This is a genomic window from Xenorhabdus khoisanae (assembly GCF_001037465.1).
In the GTDB taxonomy this organism is placed as follows: domain Bacteria; phylum Pseudomonadota; class Gammaproteobacteria; order Enterobacterales; family Enterobacteriaceae; genus Xenorhabdus; species Xenorhabdus khoisanae.
In genome coordinates, this window is the sequence record NZ_LFCV01000160.1 from 1 (window position 1) to 12,215 (window position 12,215).

A 12,215-nucleotide genomic window follows, 5' to 3' on the forward strand; every position below is an offset into this window, starting at 1 on the left:
TCTCTCAATTCCAGCACGGTGCCAAAGGTTCAGTGGTTGGGATGCGTTCATTACATTCCTCCTTTTGGGAGTACGTTGACCAATTTGTGTTTATTTTAATCAGCCATAAAGAGGAATAATATTGACTTATATCAGTCACAAGTTCTTAATAATAAACTGTTTTATCTCCATTAATGGATGAATTTTTCAGTAGGGTAAGATCAATGACAATAGCAATGACGAGCAGTCACGATTTGTTTACTGGTAAAAAAATAATTATTGTTCATGGATATACAGCATCACCTTCATCAAATTGGTTTTCTTGGTTAAAGGAAACGTTAACTGAACAAGGTGCAGAAGTGAGTGTACCTGCGATGCCTGAATCATCAGCACCTCAACCTGAAGCATGGGCTGATATGCTGATGGATATCGTACCAACGGCAGATAAAGATACGATTTTTATTGGTCATAGTCTCGGTTGTATCACTATATTGCGGCATTTGGAGGCGATAAGAGCGATATCCCCTTATATTGGTGGATATATTTTGGTTTCTGGCTTTGATTCTTCTCAAACCACTTTACCAGAGTTGGATTCTTTTACTGGCGAGCCATTGGATTATGCTTTTTTATGTGGAATGACAGAACATCGTGTTTCGATCATTTCTTCTAATGATGAAATTGTTTCACCACAGTCGTCCCATGCTTTGGGTCATTCGTTGCAGACTAAAGTTATTAATGTTGATAATAGTGGTCATTTTCTTGATAGAGATGGTTTCACTCGCCTGTTACCTGTTTATGATGCTCTAAAAATCATGGTATCAGATTCAGAATAGAAAAATTGTGTTTTCCTGAACCTCCAGTTTATTAGGCTTAATCTGGGGGTTAGGTGATTGTGTATATTAAATATAAAAGACCAATGAGTTATTTTAAATAGAGAAGGGTGATTATAGAGTTTGACTCTGATTTAAAACAGAGACAATATGAAAATATGTTTTTAGAGAAATGGTATTCTTATTGAATTTAACTTTTGTTGTTTTAGGGGCTTATGTGAAAATAAAAATGTATCTTATATAAGGAGTCAATTATGGCACCAATGCATTCATCCTCTGTTTCCAATGCTAATAACACTGATTTAATTAATGTGGATTTTGAGCATAAAGTAGGAAAATACACACCTAAAGATTTTAAATCTGATTGGGGAATCTCACCTACTTTATCATCTGGGCTTAATCAAGGTCGGTTAAATATTGTTATTGATCCGCAAGGTGATCAGAACAAAGTATTAGAACTCACTTATCTTGCCAATACAGTTGATTCTAAGGCCGGAACCTCATTCAATGCACCAATAAAAGGTAAGCATGAAGCATTATGGTTGCAATATAATGTGATGTTCAGTAAGGATTTCATGTGGGTTAAAGGTGGAAAATTGCCGGGTTTGTCTGGCGGAGATCACCCTTCAGGATGCGTCGATAATGATAGTTTTGATGGTTTTAGTAGTCGCTTAATGTGGAGAAAAGAAGGGGAGTTATTTGGTTATCTTTATTATCCAGAAAAAGAATCCCAGTGTGGTGATTACGTTAAATTAAATACCTCTTTAAAGAAAGGAGTTTGGTATACACTAACACAATATGTCAAGCTGAATAGTATTGGTAAACGTGATGGTATCTATATACAATATGTTGATAATCAGGAAGTATTAAGACTGAATGATATTAAACTGAGAAATGAAAATAATGTTTTTATTGATGCGATAAAATGGAGTTCATTTTTTGGTGGATCTACATTGGATTGGGCACCACCAGTAGAACAATATGCTTATTTTGATAGTTTTATTGTTAGCCTTGAAAAGCCTAATAATGTTGGATAAAGGCAATAAATAATAAAGATGCAAAATAAGTTTTATATTCTGACAATGTGTAAAAATAGGTTTATATTTTTTAGCTCACATGCCAGAGTATGTGAGCTGTTTGATATTTTTATTTAATGGTGAAAGATTTGATTTATTATTTGGAGAGTTTACACTGTCCGCCTCAAACGAATTTTGAAGTATAAATAATTTATGTTATCTACCCATGAATATGCAAACGATTTGATCTTGTTTGCTTTGATTGTTGACTGTGGGTCTTTTAGTAAAGCGGCAGAGAGCGCGGGTATCACCAGTTCAGTCATCAGTAAGCGTATTGGGCGTTTGGAAAAATCTCTTGGCGCTCGCCTTTTATATCGTACTATGCGCAGTCTGCGGAAGATCTTCTCGACCATAATTGCCTGACCTATACCCATCAAGAAAGTGGTACGGCCAATTGGTGATGAAACGGCCTGATAGCCGTGATATCTATGAATTACAGGTAAATGGAAATTTCTCTTCCAATAATGCACTCGCAATCCGTAAGGTGGTATTGGGCGGGTTTGATATTGCGATGGTTCCACGTGTCATGGTGTATGAAGATTTACAGGCAGGAAAATTGGTAGAAATACTTAAGGGGCATAGTGGAAAAGTATTGGGGTTTATGCTGTTTATCCTTATACGCGAAATTTACCCCTAAAAATTAGTATGTTAATTGAACATATTATGGCTTCTTATAAAAAGATCAGTCATTATTTCTAAAATCTTTCTCTGCTGGGTGATTAATAACCAGCAGAGATTATGTCATTTTTGGATATAGTCTATTGAATTTTCATGCCTAATTAATGTGAGGTATACGCTGTTTTATCTTAAATTATTTTGTATCTGGCTGATTTTTATTGATTTAATCTTTTTCGCTCAATGCAATTAAGGCATTGCCGATTTGTATGATTTCTAGTTGTTAAAAATCACAGCGTAGGAGCTTAGGAAAAGTTGTGATTATAATGGCATTGTTATGATGAATTAACCTTTCAGCTACATTTATTATCCTATAAAAATAGTTACCTGAGGATTCTATGCCCTTATTTTTCAGCATTGCTCCGATTGTCCTGCTGATTTGGATGATGACCAAACGTAAAGGTATTCCATCCCACATTGCTTTATCCCTGACAGCGATAATTGTTTACTTCATACAATTATTTTGGTTTGAAGCTCAACCTATATTATTACATGCCAATATTATTACAGCATTGGTTTCTGTCTTTACTCCCATTACGATTATTTTAGGCGCAATTTTGCTGAATAAATTGATGCAAATCAGTGGAGCTGAAGATGTTGTACGTAATTGGCTGGAAAATATCACTCCTAACCCCGTTGCTCAATTAATGATTATTGGTTGGGCTTTCTCTTTTATGATTGAAGGAGCCAGCGGTTTTGGCACTCCGGCTGCGATTGCTGCTCCTATATTGGTCGGTTTGGGGTTTAATCCATTGCGGGTTGCCCTGCTGGCTTTGGTGATGAACTCTGTACCTGTTTCTTTCGGAGCGGTAGGAACACCGACTTGGTTCGGTTTTGCCAATCTGGGGCTGACTGATGATAATTTTTTTGAAATCAGTAAATTGACCGCACTCATTCATTTTGTTGCCGGTTTTGTTATCCCGTTGTTGGCACTACGATTTATTGTATCGTGGCAAGAAATTCGTCAAAACATCCTGTTTATCTTCTTAAGTATCCTGAGTTGTACAGTACCTTATCTGTTGCTGGCTCAGGTTAATTATGAATTTCCGGCCTTGGTCGGCGGAGCTATTGGGTTGGCTCTGTCGGTATTACTGGCCCGAATGGGTATCGGTATAAAACGCTACGAAAGAAAAAGTTCCGGGCAGGCTGTGCCTTTCAACAAGGTTGTCAAAGCCATGATGCCAACTTTGTTATTGATTATGATCCTGATTATTACCCGCATTCACCAATTAGGTATCAAAACATTGCTGAATAATGCTGAGGCCAATTGGCAATTTAATTTAGGTTGGTTAGGTGATTTAAGTGTCAGTAAATCTTTAATTATAAGTTGGCAACACGTGTTGGGAACATCTGCTTCTGCCAGCTATAAGACGTTATATGTACCGGCAATTATCCCATTTCTGTTGGTGGTATTGGTATGCATTCCACTTTTTCGACTTAATCGCCATCAGGTCAGGCAGATGTTCTGTGAAACAGGCTCACGTATTTTTAAGCCATTTATTGCGTTGTTTGGTGCGTTAGTGATGGTCAATATGATGATGTTAGGAAATGAAAATGCACCTGTCATTATTATTGGTAAAGCATTGGCCACAATGACCGGGGAGAGTTGGCTGCTGTTCTCTTCATTTCTGGGAGCATTGGGTTCATTTTTCTCAGGTTCTAATACGGTTTCTAATCTGACATTTGGCGGGATTCAGCATTCCATCGCGTTGAGCAATGGGATGAATGTCAACTTGATGTTGGCACTGCAATCTGTTGGCGGTGCTATGGGCAACATGGTTTGTTTAAACAACATCATTGCTGTTTGCTCTATTTTGGGGATAGCGAATGCAGAAGGCCAGATTATGAAGAAGACGATTTTACCCATGCTGGTCTATGGGGCAATTGCGGCTGTAATGGCTATGATTCTGGCATCTTAAAAAATGTGCGAATAACTTTTCAACATTAAGGTACATATTATGATTATTTCCGCTTCAACTGACTATCGGGCTGCAGCACAGGATAAGTTACCGCCTTTTCTGTTCCATTATATTGATGGCGGAGCCTATGCAGAGCATACCCTTAAACGTAATACCACTGATTTATCCGATATTGAATTACGCCAGCGAGTATTGAAAGACATGTCTGAATTAAGTCTGGAAACCAGCTTATTCGGGGAAAAAATGTCAATGCCGGTAGCACTTGCGCCTGTGGGATTATCAGGAATGTATGCGCGTCGTGGTGAAGTACAAGCTGCACGTGCTGCGGCAAAAAAAGGAATTCCATTTACTTTATCAACGGTATCAGTATGTCCGATTGAAGAAGTTGCGCCTGCGATTGATCGTCCAATATGGTTTCAGCTCTATGTTCTGAAAGATCGTGGCTTTATGCGTAATGTGTTGGAACGGGCGCAGGCTGCGGGAGTTAAGAATCTGGTTTTTACGGTAGATATGCCTGTTCCTGGCGCACGTTATCGTGATGCTCATTCTGGGATGAGTGGCCCGAATGCGGCGATGCGTCGTTTCTTACAGGCAATGACCCACCCTCAGTGGGCATGGGATGTAGGGTTATGGGGTAAACCTCATGATCTGGGTAATATCTCTGTGTATCGTGGCCAACCGACTAAATTAGAAGATTATATGGGTTGGTTGGGAAGCAATTTTGATCCTTCCATTTCGTGGAAAGATTTGGAGTGGATCCGTGATTCCTGGAAAGGGCCAATGATTATTAAAGGCATTCTCGACCCGGAAGATGCTAAAGATGCTGTGCGTTTTGGTGCAGATGGCATTGTGGTTTCCAATCACGGTGGACGTCAACTTGATGGCGTTCTGTCAACGGCGCGTGCTTTACCTGCGATTGCAGATGCAGTCAAAAATGACATTACCATTCTTGCTGACTCCGGTATTCGTACTGGATTGGATGTGGTAAGGATGATTGCTCAGGGGGCTGATAGTGTTCTTCTGGGGCGTGCCTTTGTTTATGCGTTGGCGGCGGCAGGTGAAGCTGGTGTTTCCAATTTGCTGGATCTGATTGATAAAGAGATGCGGGTAGCGATGACCTTAACGGGGGCCAGATCAATCTCGGAGATTAATTCTGATTTGTTGGTTCGTCATCAAGGTTAATGGCAAATTTTTGCCATTATTGGTCAGCAGAGGTTATTCTGCTGGCCGTATTCAATTAATCCTTTATACCAATAGGGCGATATCCCTGCCATTCAGGTTTATCTGGTTGACCGTGAGGGTTTTCAGTTAAGTGGATATAATAGCCACTGACTTGTTTGAGGAGTAGACAGTCATCAACATCTTTCAGGTTATCTTTATGGAGTTGATCGTAGCCGGACAGTAAACTTTCTTTGGCTTTTTCCTTCGCTTCTTCTGCTGAGCAAGCGACAAAGAACCCAAATTCATGAGCTTCTGCGAGTGAATCTTTTTGGTAACCCCCCATATTTACAAAGTAGAGTCGCATTTCTCCATGATATTCATTATGACTCATTGCGATGTTATAACCATCTGCCCACGTTAAGGGCATATAACCATCCAGATGAAGTTTGTCTTTGTCACCAAACCAAACTTCGCGTAATAGAGGATACGCTTCTTCTATTTTTTCCACCGCTACAAATTGGACATCATGAACTTCGATGTTAGATTTTCCAGCATTTCCACCAAGATAAAACATGTATAATTGAGACATTTTCTCTCCTACTTATATTTTTCCTGCTAGTGGCTTTCATCTATTGTGATTTTATGCCGACTTTATTTTATCAGAAACAAGGTGTTACACATTCTCAAGCAGTATTTCACCATGTGAAAAAAGTTTCGCTTTACCTGTCAGATAAACACGATCACCCTCTGTTCTGCATAATATTTCACCGCCTCGTTCGGATAATTGGCGAGCGCGTAGCTTATTTTTATTGAGTTGTTTTGCCCAGAAAGGAGCAAGCACACAATGGCTGGAACCTGTAACCGGATCTTCATTAACACCTTTAGCGGGTGCAAAAAAACGTGAAACAAAATCGGTGGATGAATCGCCGGGGGCGGTAATGATAAGCCCAGGTAAGGAAAAGGACGCAATTTTATCAAAATCAGGTTGGGTATTGATGATTTGTTCTGCGGAATCTAAAACACAGACGTAGCGATCATGTGAGGCGAACACCTCAGAAACCTTTTGCCCCAAAGCATCTTGCATGACAGGGATGAGTGTTTTTTCTTCATAACAATCAATGGCAGGGAAATCCAGTGTAAAAATATCATCTTTATGAGAGACGCGAAGCTCACCGGAGAGACTCTTGAAGATGAGCCGCTCATCTTGATTGTTGCGGTATTTTATAAGAACAAACGCTGTTGCCAGGGTTGCATGTCCACATAGACTTACTTCGATTTTCGGTGTAAACCAGCGTAGATGGTTTCCTACCAGAAAAGCGGTTTCTGGCAGGCCAATTTCAGCAGCGATGGAAATCAATGTTTCATCTGTTGGCCACTTATTTAGCAGAACAACAGCAGCAGGATTACCGGAAAACGATTTTTCTGTGAAGGCATCGACATGGTAAACAGGGAATGAATGCATCAGAATCTCATTTATTTTTTGTTGTGAGAAGTAGAGCACAGAATGTTGAAAATACAATAAGTTGTAAAGAGTTATTTAAGATGGTCGCAAAACACACAAAGATTATAGTATTGACCTCAGGGGGTAATAGCTATTAAATAATAATTCTTTGTTATAGTTCCAATAAGGGAAGATATGAAAATCAAAGGACTTCATTGCCTATTTTTTCTTTTGTCAGTGTGTTGTTCTCAGGCTCTGGCATTAGATTTAAGCTACAAAAGCGATATACCTGCGGATAACAAGCCTTCAGAGGAGTATCTGAAAAAGAGAAATGAGTTAGGTCACGGGAGTTGGAATACAGAGAAGCTGGCTAAGGATAACGCCTTGGCTGAGAAACGGGAAGATGAACTTAAGGAATATAATAGTAAATTCGAACAAAAAAATAGCTTAGGCTTTTCTTATGATTGGTACGATAAGCAGTTTAAGACGAACTCCCATACGAAAGATACTCACTTTATGCCGCATTTCCACGAGCAGATTAAACGTCAGTGTTATAGAGAAACCAAACGGAAGTTAGAGAAAGAGTATGGAAATGGATATTCCTATGCTGATGTTTTCGATGCCTGCGGTTATTAATTGTACTATCTGCTATTCATAGTAGAGCAGGTCATCAGTAAAACAAGACTAAATTCATCTCTGAAACTGCATACTAAAACGATGTAGTAGCGTACAAGGATGCTGGAGAATAGCGAAAGGATTCGCAATTTTAATGGCAATCGTTGTGAATTAGTCTTGAGTTATAGTCATTCTCTTTGTTGCATTTACTGTTTCATATTGATGTATAGTGTTTATCATCGGTATATATCATCGTCATGGCTGAATTTCGGCTAAGTATTTAACATACTGCTAAGATTTGGAGCCATGCGTCTTTCCTAAAAGTGACTGACAAATAGGTTAATTGCTAAGGCTATAAATATCAAGCTCGTGATTTTATTTAAAATGGTTTGTATTGAAGGTTTGCCGGATATAGCATTGTTCAAAAAGCCAGATAAATAAGAGATAAGCGTAAATAAAATAAAAGCAATAATGACAAATGTTAAACCTAAATAAAATAATTGTAGTGAAGCTGGAATAAAGCTTGTGCTGTTAGTGGTAAATTGGGGTAGAAAAGCCATAAAGAAAATAATAATTTTAGGATTTGATAGATTCATTATCAGCCCTTTTTTAATGAGCACCTTTGTATCGTGAAAATCGCTGGCATGTTCTTGATGATAAATAGGTTTTGCATTGAAGGCACCCCAAGCCAAATAACTTAAATAACAAACCCCAATCACTCGAATAATTTCAAGTGTTACAGTGCTTTCTCGTAGTATTGCTGCAATACCTAATGAGACTAAAGACGTGTGTATCAGCAATCCAATACACAGACCAATAGTAATTGATATTCCGTTTTTACGTCCATTTATTGCGGATTGACTTAATACAAAAATATTATCAGGACCTGGTAAAAGGCATAAAAAGCATGAAATACTGATAAAGGCAATGAGTGTTTCTATAGATAGCATATTTATTATCGTGATTATATTAAATAAGAGTTAGAAATATGTGGATGAAATAATTTTTGGTTATAAATCACACGGTTAATTTTCTTCTGTATAAACAATGATGATATTAATATAAATCAATTGAGCACAGAAGACCCCAAAATTTACTGATGAGTATGAATTAATTTCATACCTTGTTCGATAGTTTTTTCAAGATGTGTTTTGATTAGAGGGAAACAGATCTCTCTGAACCACCTATGTTCTGGATCCTGGTGATGTTTAGCATGCCACAACAAATAGTATTTTTGTGCTTTGATATTGATAGGTAAGCGTTTTATCTGCAAATCATAATGTTGGGCAAAATCAGCAGCAATATGAAGCGGTATGGTTAGCATGGTGTTTGTTTTTAACAACAATTCAATAGCAGCTTGGAAAAAGGGAACGGTTGCAAAAATATGACGATTGAGGTTCATCATTGTTAAAACTTGATCAACAGGGCTGCTTTTATCCCCACCACCACTAATTAGAATATGTTTGGCATTTATATAGTCGTTAATAGTTATATCATTAGTTGACTTAGAATGCGTATTTCTGAATACAACAGCAAGTTGGTCTTCAGCCATCATTTTACCGTATAAATTATCAGGTATAAAATCAGCAATAGTTGCGACTAAATCAACATGTTGTTCAGCAAATGTATTGAGATTGTCTTTATGCCATAATTTATATTCAATACTGACGTTAGGTGCCTCTTTTTCAATATTATAAGCTATAGACGGTAAGATAGCTTGGGCGACATAATCGCTAGAAGCTAAGGTAAATTGTCTTTGACAAAGGCTTGGTTCCATTAATTCAGGTGCATATAGATTATCTAATTGCTGGAGTAATGCCGGAAGCTGCTCTTTCAGCTTTTCTCCTTTTTTGGTGAGGATGAATTTATTTGCTTCTCTCACGATAATCTTGTCATAAAAATCTTCACGAAGCTGGTTCAATGTTTTACTTATTGCAGATTGTGTAACACCTAGCTGTTTTGCGGATTCAGTTAAATTACGTGTTTGTAGTATTGATACTAAAGCGGGTAGTAATTTGTAATTATTCAAAATGTATTTTCCGTATGTAAATTGTGATGTCGATGCTTTTTATCATTTATTGCTTCCGCAATGGTAACAATCATGTATTTCATCAACGGGTAATAGCATGCTGAAGATAGCATATCTTGTATATTGTAACTTACAAAGATTGATATTGAATGCAGGGGGATTGCTTATTGCTCTAAATAAACCGCCACTGAATATCCCCAGCTCAGAAATGGAGATGCAGTGACGGTTTAACTAAAATTCAAACTAATTGTTGGCTTAGTTTATCGTAATGATGCCATTGTCAGGACTTTGCTTCTGCTTCATGCAGGCTGCTCATCAAACGACGGATAGGTACGATAAGAACAAGTAAAATCGCGGAACAAATTACCAACGACAGTGAAACGTTGGAGAATAGCTGAGGCAGGCTATCCAGTTTATCTGCACGTACATTACCGCCAATTAAGCCAGCAGCGAGGTTACCCAATGCACTGGCACAGAACCATAATCCCATGACTTGTCCACGCATGCGGGAAGGCGCTAATACTGTCATCGTTGCCAGCCCGATGGGGCTAAGGCAAAGTTCACCAAGGGTCAGAAAAAGAACACTGAAAACAATCCATAACGGTGAAACTGTACCGCCAGTCGCCAGTACGTTTTGAGCGGCGAACATCATGATTGCAAAACCACCGGCAGCAAGCAGCATACCAATTAAAAACTTGCCAATACTGCTTGGGTTCATGTTGCGTCTTGCCAGCGCAGGCCATAACCAACTAAAAATTGGGGCTAGCAAGATAATATACAGTGGATTGATTGATTGGAACCAAACAGCCGGAATCTCATAACCCAGAACTACGCGGTCAGTATAGTCATTAGCAAATAAGTTAAATGATGTTGGTTTTTGCTCGAATGCTGACCAGAATAAAGCGGCTGAAACGAGCAGGATGAAACAGATGAACAGGCGGATTTTCTCATTGCGGTCTAATCCTGCAAACAGGAATAAATAGGCAAAATAGAGAATCACACTGGACGAAATGACATAAACCAACGCATTGGCAACTTTAACGGGGTTAAATGGAATAGCTCCCATAATCACTAATGCAACAATCGCAGAAACTGTCATTGCAATTGCACAGACCCATTTGCCAACATGTTTGCGTCTTACCATTGGGCGATCCCAACTGGAATCCAAACCGGCTTCTTTATCGTAACGACGCATCAGAGGAACAGTATAAAAACGAAAAATCAGCAGGGCGGCCAGCATACCTAATCCACCGACACCAAAGCCCCAATGCCAGCCATAGTCTTTCACCAGCCAACCCGTGATTAATGTTGCGATGAAGGAACCTAAATTAATACCCATGTAAAACAGAGAGAAACCACCGTCACGACGGGGATCATCTTTTTTATACAGGGTTCCTACCATAACGGTGACACACGTTTTGAACAGGCCCGTACCGAGCGTAATGAGCAGTAACCCAATAAAGAACAGGTTGTTACTCCAAACAGCGGATAGGGCGATGGAGAGATGCCCCAGGGCGATAATAATCGAACCATACCAAACAGCGAGCCGTTGCCCCAGCCAGTTGTCAGCTAACCAGCCACCGGGTAGTGATGTCAGGTAAATACTGCCAGCAAAGATCCCGACAACTGCTGATGCTTGATCACGAGGAATACCCATACCACCATCAAAGATGGCCGCAGACATGAACAAAATCAGAAGAGGGCGGATACCATAGAACGAAAATCGTTCCCACATTTCTGTCATAAAGAGGGCACTGAGTGGATAAGGATGCCCAAAAAAGGTTCTATTCTTTCCGTTGTTGATTGAAGATTGCATCTAATAATTCTTCCTAAAAATCCATCTTTATGATGGTGATGTTTTACAAGTCAAAATGAAAAGGTTGCTTTATAATCATGCCAAACAAAATTATTAACATATCTCTATAAAGCTTCTTACTTAATTGTTGGTGTATTTTTAACATGTTCTTTGCTTTTTTCATCAACAAGAAGCACGTTTTCTACTTTATATTCCATTTTTTAGAATGAAAGTCGATAAGAATCTCAATTCTAGAATTTAATAGCAGGTATGTGATGGGGAATGTTGACTTAGATATTTTTTTCTTGTTAATAATATTTCTTGTTAAACCCTTTATAAAACAATATATTAATTTTTAACTAATACATATGGTGATATTTTTGCGTGTTACGATATGAACTTGGGTTTTAAATAGGTAGAGATTACATAAAGGCAGAGAATTCCTCTCTGTTTTAGGCGGGATGATTGTAAAAGATCAAATTATTTTAAGAATAAAAAGATTGAAAAAAGTGGTGAAAAAAGACACGTATTCTATGCGGGAAATGGCAATAAAAACAAATTTATTTAATTATTCTATAACATTTTTCAGGGGGGTGTGGGTACAAGGCATTGGCTGCTATTTATAAATAGCAGCCATATAATTTTACTGGTGAATATTATCGTTATCACCATACAAGGATGGCATACCTTCGGGA

The 12,215-nt window shown here is 38.5% G+C and carries 10 protein-coding genes and 1 pseudogene; 6 read left to right on the plus strand and 5 right to left on the minus strand.

Annotation, left to right across the window (positions count from 1 at the left end):
- The first annotated feature begins 203 nt into the window (after positions 1-203).
- The 5 genes and pseudogenes from AB204_RS18600 to lldD all read left to right on the plus strand — a co-directional run bounded on the left by AB204_RS18600 (position 204) and on the right by lldD (position 5,661).
- Positions 204-812 carry an RBBP9/YdeN family alpha/beta hydrolase gene (locus AB204_RS18600; RefSeq protein ID WP_084728623.1) on the plus strand — a complete coding sequence of 203 codons (609 nt, stop codon included), beginning with the start codon at positions 204-206 and terminating at the stop codon, positions 810-812.
- A gap of 251 nt (positions 813-1,063) precedes the next feature.
- The gene (locus tag AB204_RS18605) at positions 1,064-1,846 is read left to right on the plus strand and encodes a polysaccharide lyase (protein WP_047964877.1); all 783 of its coding nucleotides are present in this window, start codon (positions 1,064-1,066) and stop codon (positions 1,844-1,846) included.
- Between the two features lie 192 nt (positions 1,847-2,038).
- Positions 2,039-2,584: pseudogene (locus AB204_RS23875) on the plus strand (LysR family transcriptional regulator).
- A 314-nt stretch (positions 2,585-2,898) separates the two neighbouring features.
- On the plus strand, positions 2,899-4,479 hold the full coding sequence (locus AB204_RS18615; RefSeq protein WP_047964878.1) for an L-lactate permease: 1,581 nt from the start codon (positions 2,899-2,901) through the stop codon (positions 4,477-4,479).
- 39 nt (positions 4,480-4,518) lie between these two features.
- Positions 4,519-5,661, plus strand: coding sequence for an FMN-dependent L-lactate dehydrogenase LldD (gene lldD, locus AB204_RS18620; protein ID WP_047964879.1), 1,143 nt, complete (start codon positions 4,519-4,521; stop codon positions 5,659-5,661).
- Positions 5,662-5,716: 55 nt separating this feature from the next.
- On the opposite strand, the gene AB204_RS18625 is transcribed toward lldD, so the two are convergent.
- Together AB204_RS18625 and AB204_RS18630 are read right to left on the minus strand one after the other, a co-directional pair.
- Positions 5,717-6,229 (minus strand): DUF1543 domain-containing protein, encoded by a 513-nt coding sequence (locus tag AB204_RS18625; RefSeq protein WP_047964880.1) that lies wholly within the window; start codon positions 6,227-6,229, stop codon positions 5,717-5,719.
- Between the two features lie 84 nt (positions 6,230-6,313).
- Complete coding sequence (locus tag AB204_RS18630) at positions 6,314-7,102, minus strand: PhzF family phenazine biosynthesis protein (RefSeq protein WP_047964881.1); 789 nt, start codon at positions 7,100-7,102, stop codon at positions 6,314-6,316.
- A 174-nt stretch (positions 7,103-7,276) separates the two neighbouring features.
- Here AB204_RS18630 and AB204_RS18635 point away from each other — a divergent pair, with 174 nt between their 5' ends.
- Positions 7,277-7,717 carry a hypothetical protein gene (locus tag AB204_RS18635; protein WP_047964882.1) on the plus strand — a complete coding sequence of 147 codons (441 nt, stop codon included), beginning with the start codon at positions 7,277-7,279 and terminating at the stop codon, positions 7,715-7,717.
- A 296-nt stretch (positions 7,718-8,013) separates the two neighbouring features.
- On the opposite strand, the gene AB204_RS18640 is transcribed toward AB204_RS18635, so the two are convergent.
- The 3 genes from AB204_RS18640 to AB204_RS18650 all read right to left on the minus strand — a co-directional run bounded on the left by AB204_RS18640 (position 8,014) and on the right by AB204_RS18650 (position 11,541).
- A complete protein-coding gene (locus AB204_RS18640; RefSeq protein WP_047964883.1) occupies positions 8,014-8,646 on the minus strand; it encodes a LysE family translocator in 633 nt (210 codons plus the stop codon).
- Between the two features lie 143 nt (positions 8,647-8,789).
- A complete protein-coding gene (locus AB204_RS18645; RefSeq protein ID WP_047964884.1) occupies positions 8,790-9,725 on the minus strand; it encodes a LysR family transcriptional regulator in 936 nt (311 codons plus the stop codon).
- 280 nt (positions 9,726-10,005) lie between these two features.
- Complete coding sequence (locus AB204_RS18650; RefSeq protein WP_047964885.1) at positions 10,006-11,541, minus strand: peptide MFS transporter; 1,536 nt, start codon at positions 11,539-11,541, stop codon at positions 10,006-10,008.
- Between the last annotated feature and the right edge of the window lie 674 nt (positions 11,542-12,215).